Below are 22,486 nucleotides of genomic sequence, written 5' to 3'. Positions count from 1 at the left end.
CGGCGCCGATCGCGGTTGCGATCGCGTCCGCGGCTTTGCAGCCGACGACTATCAGGCACGTGAATCTCTAGCACGATGCGTGCCAGCCGCCTCCCCACGGGCCGTCCGGCCAACGGCCGGCGATCAGCGTACGCCGGTATGGCCGAAGCCGCCCTCGCCGCGCTCGCTGGCCTGGAACTCATCGACCACCTGCAGGCTCGCGCGCACGATCGGCAGCACCATCAGCTGCGCGATGCGATCGCCGGGCTGGATCGTAAAAGCCTCGCGGCCGCGATTCCACACGCTGATCAGCAGCGGGCCCTGGTAGTCGGCGTCGATCAGGCCGGTGCCGTTGCCCAGCACGATGCCGTGTTTGTGACCCAGGCCCGAACGCGGCAGGATCACCGCGCACAAGGTCGGATCGCCCAGATGGATCGCCAGGCCCGAGGGCACCAGCGCGGCATCGCCCGGCGCCAGCAGCAGCGACTCGTCGAGCGCCGCGCGCAGGTCCAGGCCGGCGCTGGCCGCGGTGGCGTAGCTCGGCAACGGCCACTCACCGCCGAAGCGCGGATCGAGGATTTTCAGTTCCAGGGTGTGGTTCATCGGATCGAACGGGTCCAAAGAGACGAAAGAATTCAAAGCGCGGCGGCGCGACGACGACTCAGCCCGGCGCGGCGGCGTCCAGCGCCACGATCTGCTGCCTGAGCTCGGCCTCGCCGGCCATGAACCGATTGACGTCGTACACCACATAGACCGAGCCGCGGTTGGGCGCGCTCTCGAAGCCGATCGCCGGCAACACCTTGTCGTGCCGGTGCAGCGCGCGCACGACCCGATGGCAATAGGTCTTCGCCGGGCCCTTGGGCCCCTGCACGGCGACGAAGCCGTCGCGAATGACGGCGTGGACGGCGTCGAGCACGTCGTCGGTGGTGACGAAGATCTTCATCGGCGGGCTCGATCGAAAGGTCCGGCCATCAGGCCGGCCAACGTGTCAGGATCAGGTCGAGCAACTGGTCGGCCAGTTCGGTCTTGGGCCCCGGACCGAGCGCGCGCTCGCCGCCGGCCCAGTACACGGTCAGCGCGTTGTCGTCGCTTTCGAAGCCGCTGCCGGACACGCCGACGCGGTTGGCGGCGATCATGTCCACGCGCTTTTTCTCCAGCTTGCCGCGCGCGTAGAACTCCACGTCGTGGGTCTCGGCGGCGAAACCGACCACCACGGTCGGGCGGCGTTCGTGCACGGCGACCTCGGCCAGGATGTCGGGCGTGCGCACCAGCGCCAGGGTGAGCTGCTCTTCCTTCTTCTTGATCTTGCCCGGCGCGATCACCGCCGGCGCGTAATCGGCCACCGCCGCCGCGCCGACATAGACATCCGCCGGCAATGCCGCGATCACCGCTTCGCGCATCTGCCGCGCCGAACGCACGTCCACACGCTGCACGCCCGGCGGCGTTTGCAGCGACACGGGACCGGCGACCAGGACGACCTGCGCGCCGCGGCGCGCCGCGGCTTCGGCGACCGCGAAGCCCATCTTGCCGCTGCTGCGATTGCCGATGAAGCGCACCGGATCGATGTCTTCGAAGGTCGGCCCGGCGCTGACGACGATGCGTCGGCCGGCGAGGCTGGCGCCGCTCACGGGTTCACCTGCGCGAGCGCGGCGACGATATCCAGCGGCTCCAGCAGACGCCCGGGCCCGGATTCGGGTTCGGCCATGCGGCCCTCGCCCGGGCCGAGGAAACTGACCCCGCGGCTGCGCAGCGTGGCGACATTGGCCTGGGTGGCCGGATGGCCCCACATGCGGTGGTTCATGGCCGGGGCGATCGTCACCGGCGCCTCGGAGGCCAGACACAGGGTGCTGATCAGATCGTCGGCGAAACCGTGCGCGAGTTTGGCGATCATGTCGGCGGTGGCCGGCGCGATCAAAATCCGCTGCGCCCAGCGCGCCAGTTCGATATGGCCCATCGCCAGTTCCGCGGCTTCGTCCCACAGCGAGGTGCGCACCGGCTGCCCGGACAGCGCCTGGAAGGTCGCCGCGCCGACGAAGCGGGTCGCGTTTTCGGTCATCGCCACGCGCACCTGGGCGCCGGCGTCCTGCAGGCGGCGCACCAGATCGGCGGCCTTGTAGGCGGCGATGCCGCCGCAGACGCACAGCAAGATGCGTTGGGCGTGCAGCGGCTGGGTTGAGTCTTGCGCCATGTTCGGCCGGGCTCGCTGGTTGCTTGGTGTGCCGGGTGCGGGTCGTCGCCTGCCGCCGCAGGGTCCGGCGCGGCGCGTGATGCGATCGCGACGGCGCCCGGCAAATCCCTACACCCGCTCGGGCCACTAGCTTACCCGATGGGCCGCCCGCTCCCGATTCCGCCCGTGCCGCCCGCGCTTGCACGATGCGGCCATGAGAATCCACGAATGGCCCAGCGCGGAGCGGCCGCGCGAAAAACTCCTCGCCCATGGCGCCGGCTCGCTGTCGGACGCCGAACTGCTGGCGCTGATCCTGGGCTCCGGCCTGCGCGGCCACGACGCGGTCGGCACCGCGCGGCAACTGCTGGCCGAGCACGGCCCGCTGCGCGAGTTGCTGGAGCAACCGCCGGCCAAGCTGATGCGCATGCGCGGCATCGGCGCGGCCCGCGCCTGCACGCTCAAGTCGGCGCTGGAGCTGGCCGCGCGCTGCCAGTTGGCGGAGCTGGAACGCGGCACCGCGCTGACCGACCCGGAAGCCGCCGGCCGCTATTTCGCCCAGCGCCTGCGCGGCCTGCCGCACGAGGTGTTCGCGGCGATGTTCCTCAACAACCGCCATCGCGTGATCGGCTTCGAGGAAATGTTCCAGGGCACCCTCAGCGGCGCCGAGGTGCACCCGCGCGAGGTGCTGCGGCGCGCGCTGCAGCGCAACGCCGCGGCGGTGATCGTTGGTCACAACCACCCCAGCGGCAACGCCGAGCCCAGCCGCGAGGATCGCGAAGTGACCCAGCGCCTCAAGCAGGCGCTGGCCCTGGTGGAGATCCGCCTGCTCGACCATTTCGTGGTCGGCGACGGCAAGCCTGTGTCGATGGCGGCGCGGGGCTGGCTGTGAGGCGAGGAAAGAGTGCAGAAGAGTGAGGAGTGAGTGAAAAGCGGTGGGGCGGGCTCTACTCACTCCTCTGAACTCTTTCCTCGCCCCACCCCCGGCCCGATCGTCGAAAAACCCGCCCGCCCCAGCCCCGGCGCGGCGCCGCGCAATCGCCCGGAAACCAAGTAAAATGCCCGGTTCCGTAACGCCCTGCGAAAACGCATCCCCCGTGAAAGCCACCCTAAATGCGCTAGTCGCGCAGGCCATCGACGCCCTGCGCGCCGCCGGCACCGTCCCGGCCGACCTTCCGACGCCCGATTACGTGATCGAGCGCCCCAAGAACCGTGGGCAGGGCGACTTCTCGACCAACGCCGCGATGCTGCTGGCCAAGCCGGCGCGCAGCAATCCGCGCGAGATCGCGCAGAAGCTGCTCGACGCGCTGCCGGCCAGCGCCGACATCGCCAAGGTCGAGATCGCCGGCCCGGGCTTCATCAACTTCTATATCGACGAAGGCGCCTGGCGCCGCCAGCTCGGCGAAGTCTTCGCCCGCGGCGCCAACTACGGCCGCAACGGCAGCGGCGCGGGTCATCGCGCCGGCGTGGAATACGTCTCGGCCAATCCGACCGGCCCGCTGCACGTCGGCCACGGCCGCGCGGCGGTGATCGGCGACTGCATCGCGCGCGTGCTCGACGCCAACGGCTGGGACGTGATGCGCGAGTTCTACTACAACGACGCCGGCGTGCAGATCAACAATCTGGCCATCTCCACCCAGCTGCGCGCGCGCGGCCTCGCGCCGGGCGACGAAGGCTGGCCGGAGAACGCCTACAACGGCGACTACATCGCCGACGTCGCCCGCGCCTATCTCGACGGCGCCACGGTCGAATTCGAAAACCACGCCGTCACCGGCAAGGGCGACATCGACGATCTCGATGCGATCCGCCAGTTCGCCGTGGCCTATCTGCGCCGCGAGCAGAACGAGGACCTGGCCGCCTACGGCGTGAGTTTCGACATCTACTTCCTGGAAAGCTCGCTGTATGAGCAGGACAAGGTCGAGGAAACCGTGCGCGAGCTGATCGCCCACGGCCACACCTACGAGGAAGGCGGCGCGCTGTGGCTGCGTTCGACCGACTTCGGCGACGACAAAGACCGCGTCATGCGCAAGTCCGACGGCACCTACACCTACTTCGTGCCGGACGTGGCCTATCACCTGAGCAAGTGGCAGCGCGGCTACGAGCGCGCGATCACCGAACTGGGCTCGGATCACCACGGCTCGCTCGCGCGCGTGCGCGCCGGCCTGCAGGCGCTGGACATCGGCATCCCGCCGGGCTGGCCGGAGTACGTGCTGCACCAGATGGTCACGGTGATGCGCGGCGGCGAGGAAGTGAAGCTGTCCAAGCGCGCCGGCAGTTACCTGACCCTGCGCGACCTCATCGACGAAACCGGCCGCGACGCGGTGCGCTGGTTCCTGATCGCGCGCAAGCCCGATTCGCAGCTGACCTTCGACATCGACCTCGCCCGTTCGCAGTCGATGGACAATCCGGTCTATTACGTCCAGGTCTCGCATGCGCGCATGCACGGCCTGAGCCGCCAGCTGGCCGAGCGCGGGCTGTCCTACGATCAGGCCGACGGGCTGGCGCAGCCGCTGGACCTGAACGACGTCGCCGCGCACGAGCTGATCGTGACCGTGCTGCGCTTCCCGGACGTGGTCGCGGCCGCCGGACGCGACCTGGAGCCGCACCAGATCGCGGTTTACCTGCTGGAGTTGGCGCAGACCTTCCAGACGTATTACAACGACCACCAGTTCCTGGTCGACGACGCCCCCGTGCGCCACGCGCGCCTGGTGCTGGCGATGGCGACCCGCCAGGTCCTGGCGAACGGTCTGGAGCTATTGGGCGTCCACGCCCCGGAGGTGATGTAAGTGGCAGCACGACGCGGAAAATCGCAAGCCAAGCGCAATACCCAGAGCAACGAAAGCCTGCCCGGCTGGGCCTGGGGCGTGCTCGGACTGCTGCTGGGAGTCGTGGTGATCCTGGTCGCCCCGAAGTTCCTCAAATCCGACGGCGGCGACGGCTTCTTCCGTCCGCAGCCCAATCCCGACGCGCAACCGGCGGCGGTCACCGCCGACGAGGAATCGGTCGCGCCGGAGGGCAACAGCGGCGCCAAGCCGGCCTCGCACGCGGACGCGGCCGATCCCAAGCAGGCCAAGGCCGGCAAGAACGGCAAGGAAAGCTCCGGCTACGACTTCTACACCCTGCTGCCGGGCAAGGAAGTCGAGATGAGCGACGCCGAACTCGCCGCCACCGAGGCCGCCGAGGAACAGCGCCGCGCCGCGCAACTGCGCAAGAACCCGCAGACCGCCGCGGCGACGCCAGCCACGGCGCCGGCCACGGTCAGCCTGCCCAAGCCGGTCGATACCATCGCGCCCCCGGCGCAGCCGCCGGCCCAGGTCGCCAGCGCGACGCCGCCGAGTTCGGTCACGCCCAAGCCGCCGGCCGTGGTCGCGACCCAGGGCCCGGCCCCGGCCGCCGCGACGAGCGCCAGCGCCACCACCGCGAGCGCCGCCGCACCGGCCGCCGCCAGCGACAACACCCGTTACCTGCTCCAGGCCGGCGCCTTCCAGGCCTCCGGTCAGGCCGAGGAAATGAAGGCCAAGATCGCCATGCTCGGCCTGGGCGCGCGGGTGGAATCGGCGCAGATCAGCGGCAAGACGGTCTACCGCGTGCGCATGGGGCCCTACGGCACCGCCGGCGATCTCGCCGATGCCAAGCGCAAGCTCGCCGACGGCGGACTGCCGGGAATGGCGATCAAGGTGCAGTAAGCCCGGCGCCGTTCGCGTCATGCCAAGACGAAACTACAGGCCGGGTCGCAAGCCCGGCCTGTTTGTTTTTACGGCTCGGGCGCGGACATCCGCGGGAGCGAAGAACACGTCATCCAGCGGCCGGCCGCGACATGCCGCTACACCCGCCGGCACCCTCGCCGATCCGCTCGACCGGGCCGCGCGGATCGCAACCCGTAGTGTCGATCGCCCGCAACCGTGCGTCGGCGCGCGGCCGCCTTCCGGCGCCGCGCCCAGCGACAGCGCGACGACGGTCACCCTGCGCGCAAGCGGCCAGCCTTTAGACTTCGCCCGCTGATAGAAGTCGTTGGGGATGGGATGGACAAGCGCATTCTTCTGGGCTGCCTGAGCGCGGCAGGCATGTTGTTGCTGTTCGGAATCTGCACCAAGTTGTTCGGTCTGGACGCCCGTCAGGCGATCAACACCGGTTTCGGCCCGATCCCGGCGATCGACGTATTCGCGGCCTTGGTGGCGATGGGCCTGGGCGGCGCGATCGCGCGTCACGCCCACTTCCGCTGGGTCGCGCTGCTGCTGATGGTGGCGATGTGGACGCTGACCCTGTTCACCGTCGTGTCGATGGCCCTGCCCGACAGTCCCCTGCCGATGCGCTCGATGGCCGGCGCGCTCAAGTACAACGCGGTCGCGATCGTACTGACCCTGGCCGCGGCGTTCGGCGGCGCCCTGCTCGGCGAGCGTCTGGCGCGCCGCCGCGACGGCTTGTCGATGCGCTGAGACGGCGCAAAGCCCTTTCGCGGCATGCCGGCCTGCAAAATAAAAACGGCGGCATCTCATCGAGATGCCGCCGTTGTCGTGTCGGCGAAACCGCGCGCGGCGTTCGGCCCGCGCCTGCAGTGTCCCGCGGCTTACGCCGCGTCGCTCTCCACCGTCGCGCGCGCCCGCTTGAGCGCGATCAGGGCCGAGGTATCGGACTCGCCGAAGCCGCGCTCGATCAGCTCGAAGTAATCGGCCACGGCCTGATCGATGGTGTTGGTGCGGATGCCGCTGTCGCGGGCGATGCCCTGGACGATGCGCAAATCCTTGAGCATGTGCAGGCACTTGAAGCCGGGCGCGAACTCGTCGCGCAGCATCGTCGCGCCGCGCTTTTCCAGGAACCAGTTGCTGGCCGCGCCGGCCATCAGCGTCGGCAGCAGGCGCTCGGGTTCCAGGCCGAGCTTCTCGCCCAGCGCCAGCCCTTCGCACACCGCTTCGTTGATGCCCGCGACCAGGATCTGGTTGATCGCCTTGGTCGCCTGGCCGGCGCCGGTGATGCCCATGTGGGTGATGCGCGCGGCGTAGCTGCCGATGATGTCGTGCACGCGTTCGAGCTGCGCCTCATCGCCGCCGACCATGATCGACAGCTTGCCGTTGCGCGCGCCTTCCACGCCGCCGGAGACCGGCGCGTCGAGAAAACCGATGTTGTGCGCGGCCAGCATCGCCGCCGCGCGGCGCGCGGTTTCGATCGAGACGGTGGAGTGATCGACCACGATCGCGCCGGGCTTGAGCACCTCAGCCAGCGCCGCCACGTTCTCCAGCACGTCCGCGTCGAGCGACACGCACAGGATCACCACGTCGCAATCGGCGAAGTTGGCCGCCGAACGCGCCGCGCGCACTTCCAGTTCCGACGCCAGCGCGTCGGCCTTGGCCTGGGTCCGGTTGCCGACCGCGGTCAGCACCCCTTTGGCATGCACGTAACGCGCCATCGGCACGCCCATCGCTCCCAGACCGATTACCCCTGCTTTCATTTCGACCTTCTGCCCATCCGGGCGCTAAGTGTTACCCAAGCATGATGCGGCATCGCCGCGCCTGACGCGCGCCGAATACCGCGAACCGCGCCGCATCGTCGCGACCAGTCCGATGCGCGGACCCGGGCCTGCGCCCGTCCGCGACCTTGAAACCCCTGTTTATCCAACGCCCCTGGACGCCCCGCCGCTACGTTCCAGGAACGTCGCCGCGCCGGCCGCGTGAGCCGGTTCGCGCCCGGCGGCCTCAATGGCCGCTCACGCCAGCCATTCGTACACGTCGATCCGCGATGAACCCGTGAGGTGCAGCGGATCGCCGAACGCCAGCACCCGCGCCTGTTCCAGGTCGCTGGCGCGCAGCACGTAGGCGCCGCCGCTCTTGTCGGCGAAGCCGCCGGCCAGCTCCAGCCGACCCTGCTCGCGCAGCGCGTCGAGGAACTCGCGGTGCGGCCCGATCTGATCGGTGTCGAACTGCGGCAGGCGCATGGCCATGACCAAATAGCGATTCATAAGTCCCGTATCCCGGCTCAGGCCAGCGGCGCGTCGCTGAGGTAGGTGTAGCCGGTCAGACCAGTTTCCAACGCGTCTTCCAGGCGCTGCGCCTCATCGGCCGGCAGGTCCGCCGCGGCGACCTTGGAGCGATAAGCCTCGCGCAGATCGGCCAGCTTGTAGCCGACGTAATCGAGCATGACGTCGGTGGTATCGCCGCGGCGCTGCTGGGCCAGACGATAGCCGTCGCCGTCCACGCGCACTTCCACCGCATCGGTGTCGCCGAACAGGTTGTGGATGTCGCCGAGGATTTCCTGATACGCGCCGACCAGGAAAAAGCCCAGCCGGTAGCTTTCGCCGGGCTTGAGCGCATGCAGCGGCAGCGAGCTGTCCAGGCCTTCGGTTTCCACGTAGGTGTCGATCTTGCCGTCGGAATCGCAGGTCAGATCGGCGATCACGCCGCGGCGGTCGGGCACCTCGTTCAAGCGCTCGATCGGCGCGATCGGGAACACCTGATCGATCGCCCATACATCGGGCATGGATTCGAACACACTGAAATTGACGAAGTACTTATCGACCAGACGCTCGTTGAGTTCGTCGAGCAGATCGCGATGGCTCTTCTCGCCCACGTCCAGGCGCGCGCGCACCGCGTGCGCGATGGCGTAGAACAGATCGTCGATGCGGGCGCGATGGGTCAGGTCGATCTGGCCCAGCGCGTACAGCGACAGGCCTTCGCCGTGATGGTGCTGGGCTTCGTGGAACAGCTCCACCGCCGGACGCAGATCCAGTTCGTCGTGGATCTCGCGCAGATGGCGGATCACCGCCGGCTCGTCCTCGTGCGAGGGCGGCACGCGGCCTTCCGGCGCTTCCTCGATCTCCGACACGTTGGCCACCAGCACCGCGTGGTGCGCGGTCATCGCGCGGCCGCATTCGGTGACGATGCGCGGCGGCGTCAGGCCGTATTCCTGGCAGGCCTCGGCCAGCGGCTGGACGATGTTCGACGCGTACTGGTTGACGCCGTAGTTGATCGAGCAATAGCTGCGCGAACGGGTGCCTTCGTAATCGATGCCCAGGCCGCCGCCGACGTCCATGTAGCGCACGTTGGCGCCGAGCTTGGACAGTTCGATGAAATAGCGGGTGGCCTCGCGCATGCCGTTGGCGATGTCGCGCACGTTGGAAATCTGCGAGCCCATGTGGAAATGCAGCAGGCCCAGGCAATCCTGCAGGCCGCTGTCGCGCAGTTGCTTCCACAGGTCCAGCACCTGGCGCGGGCTGAGGCCGAACTTGGCCTTGTCGCCGCCGCTGTTCTGCCACTTGCCGGCGCCCAGCGAGGCCAGCCGCATGCGCACGCCCAGGCCGGGCTTGACCCCGAGCGCGCGGGCTTCCTCGAACACCAACTGCAGTTCCGAGGGCTTCTCGACGACGATGTAGGTTTCCATGCCCAGCTTGCGCCCGATCAGGGCCAGGCGGATGTATTCGCGGTCCTTGTAGCCGTTGCAGACGATCAGCCCGCCCGGCCGGCTCAGCGCCAGCACCGCCATCAGCTCGGGCTTGCTGCCCGCTTCCAGGCCGAACCCGTCGCCGGCGTGCGAGGCCAGGGTGCCGGCCACGCCGTGGTGCTGGTTGACCTTGATCGGATACACCGCGGTGTAGCCGCCGGCGTAATCCCAGTCGCGCATGGCCTGGGCGAACGCGCTCTGCAGGTTGCCCAGGCGGTCGCCGAGGATGTCCGGGAAACGCACCAGCATCGGCAGCTTGGCGCCTTGCGCGCGGGCCGCGTCCACGACCTCGGGCAGGGCCACGGTCGGGCCGCGCTCGCCGCGCGGCTTGACCACGATGCGGCCGGCGTTGTCGATATCGAAGTAGCCCTCGGACCAATGCGGGATCGAATAGGTCTTGCGGGCCTGATCGAGCGACCAGTCGGACATCGGCGCGTTTTCCGGAAAAGTGTGGGGAAGGCGCATTCTACAGGCCGCGTCCGCCGCGGGGGCCGGCGGCGGCGGCCGTCGCCGGCGGCGTTGCACGGCTTGGCGGCCGGATCGGCAAAACCGGGCGCTTCCGGGCCCATCGCGCGACGTGTGTTCATATGCGTCCGCTACAATCCGCGCCCCAAGCCCGGCCCTCGCCGGGCCCCGCCGGCCGGGCCCGCCCGCGCCCTCACCCCAGGCTGGCCGACCCAGCGATATCGCTTCGAAGGAGCAAGCGCATGACTGTTGATGCTAAGTGGCACTACGAGAACTTCGAACCCACCGGTTCGTCCATCGGCTATCGCATCACCCGCAAGCTCGATGAGGTGCAGTCGCCGTTCCAGAAGATCGAGATCTTCGAGACGACCGACTGGGGCAATCTGATGCTGATCGACGGCGCGGTGATGCTGACCACGCGCGACAACTTCCTCTATCACGAGATGATGTCGCACCCGGCGCTGTTCACCCACGCCGCGCCCAAGAACGTGGTCATCATCGGCGGCGGCGATTGCGGCACCTTGCGCGAAGTGCTCAAGCACGACGGCGTGGTCGAGGCGGTGCAGTGCGACATCGACGAACAAGTCACGCGCATGGCCGAGAAGTGGTTCCCGGAGCTGTGCGACCGCAACAACGACCCGCGCGCGCAGCTGTTGTTCGACGACGGCATCGCCTATATGGCCAACCGTCCGGCCGGCAGCGTGGACATCGTCATCGTCGATTCCACCGACCCGGTCGGCCCGGCCGAGGGCCTGTTCAACAAGTCCTTCTACGAAAGCTGCTTCCGCGCCCTGCGCGAGGACGGCATCCTGGTCCAGCAGTCCGAGTCGCCGCTGATGCTGCTCAAGCTGATCCAGGAAATGCGCGGCGAGATGGGCAAGGCCGGCTTTGCCACCTTCAAGACCCTGCCGTTCCCGCAGCCGTGCTACCCGACCGGCTGGTGGAGCTGCACCCTGGCGCGCAAGGCCGGCGGTTTCGAATTCCGCGAAGCCGATGCCAAGGGCAAGCGCTTCGACAGCAAGTACTACAACGCCGGCATTCACCACGGCGCGCTGTCGACGCCGGCGTTCGTGGCGCAGGCGCTGGGCGAGTAAATCCTCGCTCGCCATGCCTAACAAAAAGCCCCGCAATCGCGGGGCTTTTTTATTGCCGAAGCCGATCACTCCCAACCCCTCGCCACCCTGCCCCAACGGGTTCCCCCCTTTGAAAAAGGGGGGCCAGGGGGATTTGCTTTTGCTTCACCAAGATCCCCGCGAGCGCCAGCCAATCCCCCGGCGCAGCCGCTTCATCGCCACCCCGGCTTTCGCAAGCGCCAGCCCCCTTTTTCAAAGGGGGCGAATTTATGCGGTGCGGCCTTACATCGAGGAACCAAACAACCTCGCCGCCCCGACATTAAGCGCATACCCGCCCACCGTCAGCACGCAGAACAAAATCGCCGCCAGCACCATAGGCTTCGCCCCGGCCTGCTTGATCGCCCCCACATGCGTGCGCAGCCCCAGCGCGGCCATCGCCATCGCCAGCAGCACCGTATCGATCTGGATAATCGCCGCCTTCCACGCCGCCGGCAGCAGATGCAGCGAATTGAGCCCGCTGACCGCCACAAACAACAGCGCGAACCACGGAATCACGATCTTCGACTTCGCCCCGCCCTCGCCGGCCGCCGCGCCGATGCGCGAAGACAACAGCAGCAGGAACGGCGCCAGCAACATCACCCGCAGCATCTTCTCGATCACCGCCGCCGAGGCCGCCGATTCGCCGATCGCGCGACCGGCCACCACCACCTGCGCGACTTCATGAATGGTCGAGCCGGCGTACACGCCGTAAGCGTGCTCGCTCAGGCCCAGGTACGGATACAGCCACGGATACACGAACATGCCGACCGTGCCGAACACCACCACGGTCGCCACCGCAACCGACACCTTGTGCGCCTGCCCGCGCACCACCGGCTCGGTCGCCATCACCGCCGCCGCGCCGCAGATCGCGCTGCCGGCGCCGATCAGCATCGAGGTCTCGCGGTCCAGCTTGAGCCAGCGCGTGCCGATCCAGGTCGCCAGGCCGAACACGCTGGCCACCACCACCACGTCGATCGCCAGCCCGGCGACGCCGACTCCGGCGATCTCCTGGAACGTCACCCGGAAGCCGTACAGCACGATGCCCAGCCGCAGCAGCGTGCTCTTGCTGAAGTCCACGCCACTGCCGGCGGCCGCGGCGATCGACGGGAACACGGTATTGCCGACCGCGATGCCCAGCACGATCGCCAGGGTCAGCGCGCTGAGCCCGAACGACTGCAGCGCCGGCATCGAGGCCAGGCCCATCGCCGCCGCGGCGATCGCCGCCGCCAGGCCCAGCCCGGGCCAGAACCCGCGCTGCTGGTAGGCGCTGCGGGCGGCGGGGGCGGCGGCAGGAGCCGGCGAAATCGGGTTCAGGGCGGACATTGGCACACATTTAGTGACTTGGCGCCGGCAAATTAGGCCCGCGCAGCCGGGGAGTCCAATACATATAATTCAAGTATCCATGAGCTGGACTCATACGATGAACCTACACCTGCTGCGCGTATTCCTCACCGTGGTCGAGCAACAAGGCTTCTCGCGCGCGGCCGACACCTTGTTCGTCAGCCAGTCGGCGGTGTCCAAGGCGGTGCGCGAACTCGAACACCAACTGGACCTGCCGCTGATCGAGCGCACCGGCAGCGACGGGAAAGCCGTGCGCGGCGGCGCCGGCGGCATCGCCCTGACCGACCACGGCCGCGCGGTGTTCGAGCACGCGCGGGCGATCTTCGCCCTGGAGCGCATCGCCATCGAAGACGTGCGCGACCGGGTCGAACTGCGCCAGGGCCGGCTGCGCATCGGCGCCAGCACCACCGTCGCCGCGTACTGGCTGCCGCAGCAGCTCGGCCCGTTCGTGCGCCGGCATGCGGCGCTGGCGACCGAACTGGTGGTCGGCAACACGGAGGAAATCAGCCGCGCGGTGATCGACTGCGCGGTCGATGTCGGCTTCGTCGAAGGCGCGGTCGCCGACGCGCGCATCGCCGCGACCGTGTGGCGCAGCGAACCGCTGCGGCTGATCGCTTCGGCCGACAACCCCTTGGGCGCCAAGCGCCGCGCCTCGATCGCCGAACTCGGCCGTCAGACCTGGCTGCTGCGCGAACACGGCTCGGGCACGCGCCAGGTCGCGCAATCGCTGTTCGCCGCGCGCGGCATCGCGCCGGCGCGGGTGATCGAGATCGGCAGCAACGAAGCGATCGCGCGCGCGGTCGCCGCCGGCGCGGGCATCGCCCTGTTGCCGGCGACCGTGGTCGCCGATCTGATCCTGATGCAGCGCGTGCGCGCGATCGCCTTGAGCGACGAAGACACCCTGACCCGGCCGCTGTACCGGCTGGAACTGGTCAACCGCCCGCGCTCGCCGGCGCTGCAGGCGTTTTTGGATGAAGAGGATTGAGCGCGGGCGAGTCCGCTACGCGATGAAACAGACGAACGCCAAACGCAAGCCACGAAATCTTTTGTGGGAGGGTGCTTCTGCCCCGACCGCGAACCATCCCATCGCGCCGCAACCAGCGATGATTCGCCACAGCACTCAATCCTTACAGCGCATCACCATCAAGCTCGCCGGTACGAATACGCACCGCCCGCTCCAGATCCCAGACGAAAATCTTGCCATCGCCGATCTTGCCGGTGCCGGCCGCCTTCATGATCGCCTCGACCACGGTATCGACCAGATCGTCGGTCACCGCCACTTCCAGCTTGATCTTGGGCAGGAAATCGACCACGTACTCGGCGCCGCGATACAACTCGGTGTGCCCCTTCTGGCGGCCGAAGCCCTTGACCTCGGTCGCGGTGATCCCGGCCACGCCGGCCTCGGCCAGCGCCTCGCGCACATCGTCGAGCTTGAACGGCTTGATCACCGCCATGACCATCTTCATTCGTCTGTCTCCGCACCGCCTGTCGATTCGCGCGCAGGATAGCGCGCCGCCCCGCCGCCACCTAGCCGGCACGTACGCCGCGCCGCCGCCTGCCGCTTGCCGCACCTGAGCGGACCGCCGGTCGGGCGGCGTTCACATCGCCTGCGCAGCCGGCGTTGGACGATCTTGCAACGCCATATGAAGTACCGAGCCGTGCGAAGCCCAGAACGCTTGCCGGCGTCGGCGGCGCCGTGATGTAGTGACCGCGTCATCCACTTCGGACTTTTCCGACAGCGCGCCACGGCCCCGGCCGACGGCGTCGCCCCGGTCCGGCGGTCAAGCTGACCCCAACACCGGAGGAGCTTTCTCTACATGATCGACCTGAACCATATCGACGACCTTGCCCGCCGCCTCAGTTCCCTGCTTCCGCCGGGCCTGCGCGAAGGCCGCGAGGAAATGCAGCAGAACTTCAAGTCCGTGCTGCAGACCGGGCTGTCCAAGCTCGACCTGGTCACCCGCGAGGAATTCGAAGTCCAGCGCGCGGTGCTGCTGCGCACCCGCGAGAAACTCGACGAACTGCAGCGCACCGTAGCCGAGCTCGAAGCCCAGCTCGACAACGCCTCCGCGCCCCAGCACTGAGTCCGCCCGCATGAATCTGGCCCTCGTGCACAGCCGTGCGCGATCGGGGGTCCGTGCGCCCGCGGTCCGGGTCGAAGTGCATCTGGCCGGCGGTTTGCCGAGCATGTCCATCGTCGGCCTGCCGGAAGCGGCGGTGCGCGAAGCCAAGGACCGGGTGCGCGCGGCGATCCAATGCGCGCAGTACGAATTCCCGCAGCGCCGCATCACCGTCAATCTGGCGCCGGCCGATCTGCCCAAGGACGGCGGCCGCTACGATCTGGCGATCGCGCTCGGCATCCTCGCCGCCAGCGGGCAGATTCCGCTGGAACCGTTGCGCGATTGCGAATTCCTCGGCGAACTCGGCCTGACCGGCGAACTGCGCGCGATCGACGGCGTGTTGCCGGCCGCGCTCGCCGTCGCCGATGCCGGCCGCCGCCTGATCGTCCCGGCCGGCAACGGCGCCGAGGCCGCGCTGGCCAGCCAAGTGGAAGCGCGCACCGGCCGCACCTTGCTGGAAGTCTGCGCGATGCTGTGCGGCCGCAGCGAATTGCCGCTCGCCGTCGCGCCCCCACTGCAGCGTGCGCCGTGCCCGGACATGGTCGATGTGCGCGGCCAGGCGCAGGCGCGGCGCGCGCTGGAAATCGCCGCGGCCGGCGGCCATCACCTGTTGCTGATCGGTCCGCCCGGCTGCGGCAAGACCTTGCTAGCCTCGCGCCTGCCGGGCTTGTTACCCGAAGCCAGCGAAGCCGAAGCGCTGGAAACCGCCGCGATCGCTTCGGTCAGCGGCGCCGCGCACGGCCGCGGCCTCGACCCTTCGCGCTGGCGCCAACGTCCGTTCCGCGCGCCGCACCACACCGCCAGCGCGGTGGCTCTGGTCGGCGGCGGCGCCGATCCGCGTCCGGGCGAAATCTCGCTCGCGCACCAGGGCGTGCTGTTTCTCGATGAGCTGCCCGAATGGGAACGCCGCGCCCTGGAAGTGCTGCGCGAACCCTTGGAATCCGGGCGCGTGACGGTTTCGCGCGCGGCGCGAAGCGCCGAGTTCCCGGCGCGCTTCCAACTGGTCGCGGCGATGAATCCCTGCCCATGCGGCTGGGCCGGCGATGCCAGCGGCCGCTGTCATTGCGCTACCGACGCCATCCGCCGTTACCGCGCGCGCATCTCCGGCCCGTTGCTGGACCGGATCGATCTGCATATCGACGTGCCGCGCCTGCCGCCGCAGGCCTTGCGTCCCAATCTACCCGGCGGCGAAAGTTCGGCCGACATCCGCGCGCGAGTGACGCTTGCGCGCGAGCGCCAGTTCGCGCGCAGCGGCAAGACCAACGCGCAACTCGATCAGGCCGGCACCGCCGCGATCTGCCGGCTCAGCGAGCGCGATCAAGGCCTGCTCGAACGCGCCGTGGACGCCCTGCAACTGTCGGCGCGTTCGATGCACCGGATCCAGCGCGTCGCCCGCACCATCGCCGATCTGGCCGGCAGCGAGGCGATCACGACCGCGCATCTGACCGAGGCGATCGGTTATCGGCGCAATGATGCCGCCACGAGCGGCGCGCGATAAACGCGGATCCGAGGCCCGCAATCGCAGGTCCGCAGTCGTAGAATCGCCGCATCCATGGAGAGGACTGCATGTTTTCGACCAGGACGTTATCGACCGCCGCTGCACTGGTCGCGTTGCTGTCGGCTTGCGCCGGTGGCCCGCCGGCCCTGCCGCCCGCGGCCAGAGATCCGCAATGGGTGGATACCGAGCCGGCCGACTTTCCCTGGGCTTCGGCACACAACGTCGCCGGGGCCCGCTATGCGCGGGTCGACGACAACGAACTCACCCGGGCGATGGAGCGTTTGCGCGTCGCACCCATCGTCGCGCTGTCGAAGCTGCAACTCGACACCGACTTTCCCGCGACCGCCGCGACCCTGGCCGACAGCGAGCGATACCACCTGGTGAGAGGTTTTTCGGATCCGACCGGAGCGGCGTACTCGCTGCGCTACGCCGATGGGCGATTGACCGTCTACCACACAGAAATGGGCCCTTGCGCCACGCTGATCCGATCCGCCTTCATCGTCGCCATCGACGGCCCCGTGCGCGAGATCTATGGCGGCTGTTCCGGGGCCATGTAGACGCACAGGCCGTCGCGGTTCGGATCGCGACGGCGCGGCGGACCCGTTTCCAGCCGCCAACGCTCGCCACGCGAGGCGTATAGTCTGCCCGCACCAGCCGCGACCACGGCGGGCTCCGCTGGCCGGCCATGGTCATGTCGCATCCACCGAACCGGCGCGCATGTCCGAATTCAGCATCCACACATTGCTCCAGACGCCGACGGTCACCGTTCGCGACGTCTATTGTCCCGGCCTGTGCCGGCACATGAGCGAGGAAGAGCGCGCCGACGACACCCAGTTGGTGTTTCCGTACCGCGGCGTCTACGTGCGCCACGTCGGCGACAACCTGACCGTGGCCGAGGCCAGCCAGGTGTTGTTCTTCAACGCCGGCGAGATGTACCGCATCAGTCACCCGATCGAAGGCGGCGACGCCAGCTTGGCGTTGACGGTGGAAGAATCGATGCTGCGCGAGCTCGCGCCCAAGGAACTGCTGCAAGACGGCGAGGTGGTGCGGTTCAAGCAGCCGCGCCTGCGCATCGATCCGCGCGCGCAGGCGCTGGTGATGATGCTGCGCCACAGCCTGCGCGAAAACGTCGCCGAAGGGCTGGAAGGCGAAAGCCTGGCGCTGACCCTGGTGCAGCGCGCGCTCGGCCCGCGCACCACGCACGCGGCCGGTTCCAGCGTCGGCCAGCAGCGGCTGGTGGAACGCACCAAGCTGGTTCTGGCCAGCAATCTGTCGCGGCGCTGGGCGCTGGCCGAGATCGCCGGCGAAGTCGGCGTATCGCCGGTCTATCTCACCCAGGTGTTCCAGCGCGTGGAAGGCTTGCCGTTGTATCGCTACCAACTGCGTTTGCGGTTGGCGCGGGCTTTGGATTTGCTAGGCGAGTACGAGGACCTGAGCGCGCTCAGCCAGGACCTGGGGTTTTCCAGCCACAGCCACTTCAGCGCAGCGTTCCAGCAGACCTACGGCCGTTCGCCCACCGAGTTCCGCCAATCCGCCCTGCACCGCTGAACGCGGCCCCGGCCGGCCCAAAGGCGATCGCTAAATTTTCTGACAGCGCCCCGGACCCGGCGGTGGCCTACTGAGCTCGCCCAATCGCGGGCGTCAGCAGAGAAACCATCATGGCCGAGAAGACTTGCGCAGCTTGCGACTGCCCTTTGGACGAAAACTCCTTCCAGATCAAGATCGGCGGCAAGGCCGTGGAAGTGTGTTGCGATGAATGCGCGGTCAAGCTCAAAGAGGCGTATGCCTCCGCGACCGCGTCGGACCAGGGCTAAGACCATGGACGGCAGCGGCTATCAAAACGACGCTCCGCCCTTCGCCCGCGGCAGCGTGCTCACCCCTTCCGGGCGCATCGCCTACCGCGAACGCGGCGAAGGCCCGGTCGCCCTGTTCGTGCACGGAGTGCTGTTGAACGGGCATTTGTGGCGGCATCAGCTGCGCCATCTGTCCGATATCCGCCGCTGCATCGCCGTGGACCTGCTCGCTCACGGCGACAGCGAGATCGCCGCGGACCAGGACGTCTCGGTCACCGCCAACGCGCACATGCTCGCGCAGTTTCTCGACGCGATGGGCATCGACCGGGTCGATCTGATCGGCAACGACAGCGGCGGCGGCATCGCGCAGATCTTCGCCGCCCTGTATCCGCAGCGCGTGCGCAGCTTCGCGCTGAGCAATTGCGACACGCACGACAACTGGCCGCCGGAGGCGTTCAAGCCGTTCCTGGCGACCGCCGCGGCCGGCGGGCTGCGCGATGTACTGCAAGCGATGCTGGCCGACAAGAACGTCTACCGTTCGCCGCAGGCGCTGGGCCTGGCCTACGAGGATCCGGAGCAGGTCAGCGATCAGGATATCGATACCTACCTGACCCCGTTGCTGCGCAGCGAACAGCGGCTGCTGGATTTCCAGCGTTTCCTAGCCGCGTTCGATGCCTCGCACACTTTGCGCATCGAACCGCAGTTGCGCGCGCTGACGGCCCCGACCCTGATCGCCTGGGGCACCGACGATGTGTTCTTCGACGTGAAGTGGTCGCATTGGCTGGCCGAGACGATCGCCGGCACGCGCAAACGCATCGAACTGGAAGGCGCGCGGATCTTCTTCCCGGAAGAACGCTGGAGCGAGTTCAACGAATTGCTGCGCGAGCACTGGCTGGCCAGCGCCTGATCGCGCCGCCTCGCCGCTGGCCGTCCCGCGTCCGCGGCGACGGTAGCGGCGGCGCGAGCCGGAACGTTTCGCGACCCGGCCCGCGCAAGTAATCCCGACCCTTTGAAGCAGCAAGGCGGCGCATTCGCGCCGTCGTGGCGGACGGCTGCGCGCGTTTTTCGACTTTTGTAGGAGCATTGAGATGAACCGTAGACACTTCCTGCAATGGAGCGGCGGCCTGCTCGCCGGCGGCGCGGTGCTGGCCAGCTTCGGGCACGGACACGGGCACGAAGCCGCGTCCGATGAATCCGCCGACGGACTGAGCGCGGCGCAGTTCCACACCAGCCGGCGCTATGCGGCGACGCCGTTCGGACGCATCGCCTATGTCGAGCGCGGCACCGGCCCGGCGGCGCTGTTCCTGCACGGATTTCCGCTCAACGGGTTTCAGTGGCGCGGCGCCTTGCCGCGGCTGGCGCCGTATCGCCGCTGCATCGCCCCGGATTTTCTCGCGCTGGGCTACACCCAGGTCGCGCCGGGCCAGGATGTAGGCCCCGAGTCCCAGGTCGCGATGCTGGTCGCGCTGATGGATACGCTCGGCATCGACGATGCCGACATCATCGCCAACGACAGCGGCGGCGCGATCGCGCAGTTGCTGCTGGCGCGCCATCCGCAGCGCGTGCGCACGTTGCTGCTGAGCAATTGCGACAGCGAGCACGACAGCCCGCCGGCGGCCTTGCATCCGGTGATCGAGCTGTCCAGGCAGGGCCGCTTCGTCGATGAGTGGCTGGCGCCGTGGTGGCAGAACCCGGTGCTCGCGCGCTCGGCGCAAGGCATCGGCGGCATGTGCTACGCCGATCCGTCGCAGCCCGGCGACGAAGCCATCGACACGTATTTCGGGCCGCTGCTATCGACGGCGCGGCGCAAGTCGCTGGTGCACGAGTACGCGATCGCGCTGGAACGTAATGCGCTGGCCGGTATCGAAGGCGCGCTCAAGCGCAGTACCGCGCCGACCCGCATCGTCTGGGGCTCGGCCGACACGATCTTCGCCGCCGACGGTGCGCAGCGGCTGGAACGCAGCTTCGGCGCATCGCGCGGGGTGCGCGTGCTGCAGGGAAGCAAGCTGTTCTGGCCGGAAGAGCGGCCGCAGGTCATCGCCGAAGAAGCGCAGCGGCTGTGGAACGCGTGGGTGCCGCAGCGGCCGGGCTGGCGCTGAAGGTGTATCGCCGAAGCTGGTGGCGGATAACCTCCGCCGCCAGCGGCGCCGAACAGCGCGGCGATTTCAGCGCTATTGCCGGCTTAGCAATTGCAAGGTTTCGCGCGCCAGCGTCAAGGTCAAATCGCGCGCCGACAATTCATGCGCACGGCGCGCCTGCCCCGACCACAGCGACATGAAGCCATCCGAACCGGCAGCCTCGGCTTTCGCCCGCAGCGGCGTCAGCGCTCCGCCGGCCAGCGGAAACGCCGGCGACAGATCCGACATCGGCCCGACTTCGCGCATCAGCCGGTTGACGATGCCGCGCGCGGGGCGGCCGGTGAACACATTGGTCAGGGCGGTGTCGTCGCCGTCGCCGGCGAGCAAGGCCTGGCGGTGCAGCGGCGGCAACTTGGCTTCCGGGCAGAACAGATACGCGGTGCCGATCTGCGCGGCCGCCGCGCCCAGGGCGAACGACGCCACGATTCCGCGCGCATCGAAAATGCCGCCGGCGGCGATCACCGGAACCCGTACCGCATCGACAACTCGCGGCAGCAGCGCGAACAGGCCGGCCTGAGTGGTGATGTCCTCGCTCAGGAACACGCCGCGATGGCCGCCGGCTTCGGCGCCCTGCGCGATGATCGCATCGCACCCGCGCTGCTCCAGCCAGCGCGCTTCATCGACCGTCGTCGCCGACGACACGATGCGCGCGCCGCTGGCGCGCACGCGTTCGAGCAGCCGCGGCTCGGGCAGGCCGAAATGGAAACTCGCCACCTCCGGCCGCAGTTCCTCGACCAGTTCGCACCACGGCTCGTCGAACGGCGCGCGCGCGCTCGGCGCGACCGGCATCGCCGGGTCGAGGCCGTATTCGCGGTAATACCCGGCCAGGCGTTCGCGCCAGGCCGCTTCTCGCGCCGGATCGGCCGCACCCGGACGGTGGCAGAAGAAATTCAGATTCAGCGGCGCATCGGTGGCGGCGCGGATCGACGCGCATTGCTCGCGCACCTGCTGCGGGCTCAGCATCGCGCACGGCAGCGAACCCAGGGCGCCGGCCTGAGCCGCGCCGATGACCATGTCGGCCTGGGTGGGTCCGGCCATCGGCGCTTGCACGATGGGCAGGTCGATTCCGAACAGGTCCTGGATACGGTGGTCGGGCCACATGGGGCGTGGGTTCCGTGGGGGTTAGAGGGAGGATGGCATCAGCTTGTGGGCCGTGTCTTGGTTGCAGGTGGCGATGCGGATTGCGGGAGGTGTTGGATAGGGGGGCTTGGGCGGGGGGTGCTTTTTCTTAAGGGTTTTTCGGCTTTTTGTTCCAGACCTCTTCGGTTGGATCAAATTCCGAGGTCCGCATGTGTTCGCCGCGCCAGCCGAATCCGCAGATCGCCAGCGGCCCTTCCACCAGCGGATCGAGTCCGAAGGCCTGCTCGATGTCGATCTCGTTGATCGCCGAAGTCACGAACGCGCCCAATCCCAGCTCGGTCGCGCTCAGATACAAGGTCTGCGACAGATGGCCGCTGTCGAGCACCAGCGCGCGATAGGCCTTGGCGTGCCGGCGGTATTTCCAGAAGCTGCGCGCGTAACGCGGCGTCAGCACCGTCATCGCGTGGGCGTCGGCGAACCAGTGCTGGCCGGCCAGCGCGCGCGAGGCGAATTGCGCCAGTCCCATCGCAGGCGGCGCCATGGGCTCCAGAGCGTGATCGGTGGGATGGTAGTGATACAGCCCCGGCGCCACGCCTTCGACGTTGCGCACGATCAGATACGCCTCGGTCGCATGCAGTCCGCCACCGGAGGGCGTGTGCTTCTTCAGAAAGATGGTGTCGTCCTGAATGCGCACCTGCGCCTGGGCGGCGAACACCCGCTGCAGCATGCGCACGAACAAGTCGTAGGGCAGCGCGCGCGCCGGGTCGAAGTTGCGACAGGTCGCGCGGCGCGCGAGCAGGCGTTCGAACTCGCCGTCGGGCAGACGCGGCAGCGGCAGTCGCTGCGACGGTTGCGCGCGTTCGACCGTGTGCGCGGGCGGCGGACCGAGTTGGCGGCGGATGTCGGCGGCGGTGCTCAATTCGCTGGCGTCCATCGCCGCGGCGCTGTCCAGCCCTTGCCAGCGCGCCAGGCGGTGCGCCAGCGCGGCCGGCGGCCACCAGTGCGCGGCGCGCAACGCTTCGTCGCGTTCGCGATGGCCGGCATGGCGTTCGTCGTCGCCGGTCACCAGACCGCTGTCGAGCAGGCGCGCCAGGACCGGGCCGTGCTGCGCCTGCCAGGGTTCGGCCTCGACCCAGGCGCCAGGGCTGAGCTGCCCCAGCAGTTCGCGTTCGTCGGCGTCGATTTCGATTTCGATTTCGCCTTGCAGATGCGGCGCCAGCGCCAACCAGCGCAGGCGGCGCTGGATGCCGGCCTGACCGGCGAGCAAGGAGGCCAGGGCGAAGCCAGCGTCCTCGCGCGGCTCCAGATAGACGACGGCGCAACGGCGGATACGCATCAAGGCCTCAGCGAAACGGTACGGACGAA

Annotated in this window: 22 protein-coding genes and 1 pseudogene; 13 read left to right on the top strand and 10 right to left on the bottom strand. The window is 68.6% G+C overall.

Annotation, left to right across the window (positions count from 1 at the left end):
* Positions 1-123 precede the first annotated feature (123 nt).
* The 3 genes and pseudogenes from dut to coaBC form a co-directional block, all read right to left on the bottom strand.
* Positions 124-582 (bottom strand): dUTP diphosphatase, encoded by a 459-nt coding sequence (gene dut, locus AB4Y92_RS04560; RefSeq protein ID WP_441818572.1) that lies wholly within the window; start codon positions 580-582, stop codon positions 124-126.
* Between the two features lie 58 nt (positions 583-640).
* The gene (locus AB4Y92_RS04555) at positions 641-922 is read right to left on the bottom strand and encodes a hypothetical protein (protein WP_057941371.1); all 282 of its coding nucleotides are present in this window, start codon (positions 920-922) and stop codon (positions 641-643) included.
* Positions 923-950: 28 nt separating this feature from the next.
* A pseudogene (coaBC, locus tag AB4Y92_RS04550) lies at positions 951-2,167 on the bottom strand (bifunctional phosphopantothenoylcysteine decarboxylase/phosphopantothenate--cysteine ligase CoaBC).
* A 193-nt stretch (positions 2,168-2,360) separates the two neighbouring features.
* Between coaBC and radC the strand changes: the two are divergent.
* From radC to AB4Y92_RS04530, 4 genes are all read left to right on the top strand, one after another.
* Positions 2,361-3,035, top strand: a complete 675-nt coding sequence (gene radC / locus AB4Y92_RS04545) for a RadC family protein (protein WP_441818571.1) — start codon at positions 2,361-2,363, stop codon at positions 3,033-3,035.
* A gap of 205 nt (positions 3,036-3,240) precedes the next feature.
* The gene (gene argS / locus AB4Y92_RS04540; protein ID WP_441818570.1) at positions 3,241-4,929 is read left to right on the top strand and encodes an arginine--tRNA ligase; all 1,689 of its coding nucleotides are present in this window, start codon (positions 3,241-3,243) and stop codon (positions 4,927-4,929) included.
* Complete coding sequence (locus AB4Y92_RS04535; protein WP_441818569.1) at positions 4,930-5,829, top strand: SPOR domain-containing protein; 900 nt, start codon at positions 4,930-4,932, stop codon at positions 5,827-5,829.
* Between the two features lie 336 nt (positions 5,830-6,165).
* A complete protein-coding gene (locus AB4Y92_RS04530; RefSeq protein ID WP_441818568.1) occupies positions 6,166-6,579 on the top strand; it encodes a hypothetical protein in 414 nt (137 codons plus the stop codon).
* Positions 6,580-6,710: 131 nt separating this feature from the next.
* Here AB4Y92_RS04530 and AB4Y92_RS04525 read toward each other — a convergent pair whose 3' ends face one another.
* From AB4Y92_RS04525 to speA, 3 genes are all read right to left on the bottom strand, one after another.
* The gene (locus tag AB4Y92_RS04525) at positions 6,711-7,589 is read right to left on the bottom strand and encodes an NAD(P)-dependent oxidoreductase (RefSeq protein WP_057941366.1); all 879 of its coding nucleotides are present in this window, start codon (positions 7,587-7,589) and stop codon (positions 6,711-6,713) included.
* A gap of 255 nt (positions 7,590-7,844) precedes the next feature.
* The gene (locus AB4Y92_RS04520; RefSeq protein WP_057941365.1) at positions 7,845-8,096 is read right to left on the bottom strand and encodes a YciI family protein; all 252 of its coding nucleotides are present in this window, start codon (positions 8,094-8,096) and stop codon (positions 7,845-7,847) included.
* Positions 8,097-8,113: 17 nt separating this feature from the next.
* On the bottom strand, positions 8,114-10,003 hold the full coding sequence (gene speA / locus AB4Y92_RS04515) for an arginine decarboxylase (RefSeq protein ID WP_441818567.1): 1,890 nt from the start codon (positions 10,001-10,003) through the stop codon (positions 8,114-8,116).
* 278 nt (positions 10,004-10,281) lie between these two features.
* Here speA and speE point away from each other — a divergent pair, with 278 nt between their 5' ends.
* On the top strand, positions 10,282-11,133 hold the full coding sequence (speE, locus tag AB4Y92_RS04510) for a polyamine aminopropyltransferase (protein WP_441818566.1): 852 nt from the start codon (positions 10,282-10,284) through the stop codon (positions 11,131-11,133).
* Between the two features lie 261 nt (positions 11,134-11,394).
* Here the strand turns inward: speE and AB4Y92_RS04505 are convergent, their stop codons facing one another.
* Positions 11,395-12,465, bottom strand: coding sequence for a YeiH family protein (locus tag AB4Y92_RS04505; RefSeq protein WP_441818586.1), 1,071 nt, complete (start codon positions 12,463-12,465; stop codon positions 11,395-11,397).
* 106 nt (positions 12,466-12,571) lie between these two features.
* Here AB4Y92_RS04505 and AB4Y92_RS04500 point away from each other — a divergent pair, with 106 nt between their 5' ends.
* Positions 12,572-13,477 (top strand): LysR substrate-binding domain-containing protein, encoded by a 906-nt coding sequence (locus AB4Y92_RS04500; RefSeq protein WP_441818565.1) that lies wholly within the window; start codon positions 12,572-12,574, stop codon positions 13,475-13,477.
* A 142-nt stretch (positions 13,478-13,619) separates the two neighbouring features.
* On the opposite strand, the gene AB4Y92_RS04495 is transcribed toward AB4Y92_RS04500, so the two are convergent.
* The gene (locus AB4Y92_RS04495) at positions 13,620-13,958 is read right to left on the bottom strand and encodes a P-II family nitrogen regulator (RefSeq protein ID WP_057941360.1); all 339 of its coding nucleotides are present in this window, start codon (positions 13,956-13,958) and stop codon (positions 13,620-13,622) included.
* A gap of 351 nt (positions 13,959-14,309) precedes the next feature.
* On the opposite strand from AB4Y92_RS04495, the gene ubiK reads away from it, so the two are divergent.
* From ubiK to AB4Y92_RS04460, 7 genes are all read left to right on the top strand, one after another.
* On the top strand, positions 14,310-14,576 hold the full coding sequence (ubiK, locus tag AB4Y92_RS04490) for a ubiquinone biosynthesis accessory factor UbiK (protein WP_057941359.1): 267 nt from the start codon (positions 14,310-14,312) through the stop codon (positions 14,574-14,576).
* Between the two features lie 10 nt (positions 14,577-14,586).
* On the top strand, positions 14,587-16,110 hold the full coding sequence (locus AB4Y92_RS04485) for a YifB family Mg chelatase-like AAA ATPase (RefSeq protein ID WP_441818564.1): 1,524 nt from the start codon (positions 14,587-14,589) through the stop codon (positions 16,108-16,110).
* 68 nt (positions 16,111-16,178) lie between these two features.
* Positions 16,179-16,667 carry a hypothetical protein gene (locus tag AB4Y92_RS04480; RefSeq protein ID WP_441818563.1) on the top strand — a complete coding sequence of 163 codons (489 nt, stop codon included), beginning with the start codon at positions 16,179-16,181 and terminating at the stop codon, positions 16,665-16,667.
* A 160-nt stretch (positions 16,668-16,827) separates the two neighbouring features.
* Positions 16,828-17,658, top strand: coding sequence for a helix-turn-helix domain-containing protein (locus tag AB4Y92_RS04475; RefSeq protein ID WP_441818562.1), 831 nt, complete (start codon positions 16,828-16,830; stop codon positions 17,656-17,658).
* Between the two features lie 110 nt (positions 17,659-17,768).
* Positions 17,769-17,924, top strand: a complete 156-nt coding sequence (locus tag AB4Y92_RS04470; RefSeq protein ID WP_441818561.1) for a hypothetical protein — start codon at positions 17,769-17,771, stop codon at positions 17,922-17,924.
* A 4-nt stretch (positions 17,925-17,928) separates the two neighbouring features.
* A complete protein-coding gene (locus AB4Y92_RS04465; protein WP_441818560.1) occupies positions 17,929-18,810 on the top strand; it encodes an alpha/beta fold hydrolase in 882 nt (293 codons plus the stop codon).
* Positions 18,811-18,991: 181 nt separating this feature from the next.
* On the top strand, positions 18,992-20,002 hold the full coding sequence (locus tag AB4Y92_RS04460; protein ID WP_441818559.1) for an alpha/beta fold hydrolase: 1,011 nt from the start codon (positions 18,992-18,994) through the stop codon (positions 20,000-20,002).
* 72 nt (positions 20,003-20,074) lie between these two features.
* Here the strand turns inward: AB4Y92_RS04460 and AB4Y92_RS04455 are convergent, their stop codons facing one another.
* Entirely contained in the window at positions 20,075-21,142 is a 1,068-nt protein-coding gene (locus tag AB4Y92_RS04455; protein WP_441818558.1) for an NAD(P)H-dependent flavin oxidoreductase, read from the bottom strand.
* A 127-nt stretch (positions 21,143-21,269) separates the two neighbouring features.
* Positions 21,270-22,457 carry a putative peptide maturation dehydrogenase gene (locus AB4Y92_RS04450; RefSeq protein WP_441818557.1) on the bottom strand — a complete coding sequence of 396 codons (1,188 nt, stop codon included), beginning with the start codon at positions 22,455-22,457 and terminating at the stop codon, positions 21,270-21,272.
* Positions 22,458-22,486 lie beyond the last annotated feature (29 nt).

It is taken from the genome of Lysobacter sp. TAB13 (assembly GCF_052113885.1).
GTDB lineage: Bacteria > Pseudomonadota > Gammaproteobacteria > Xanthomonadales > Xanthomonadaceae > Lysobacter > Lysobacter gummosus.
Note: the sequence above shows the minus strand (reverse complement) of the source record. Positions and strands in the feature narration are given on the sequence as shown.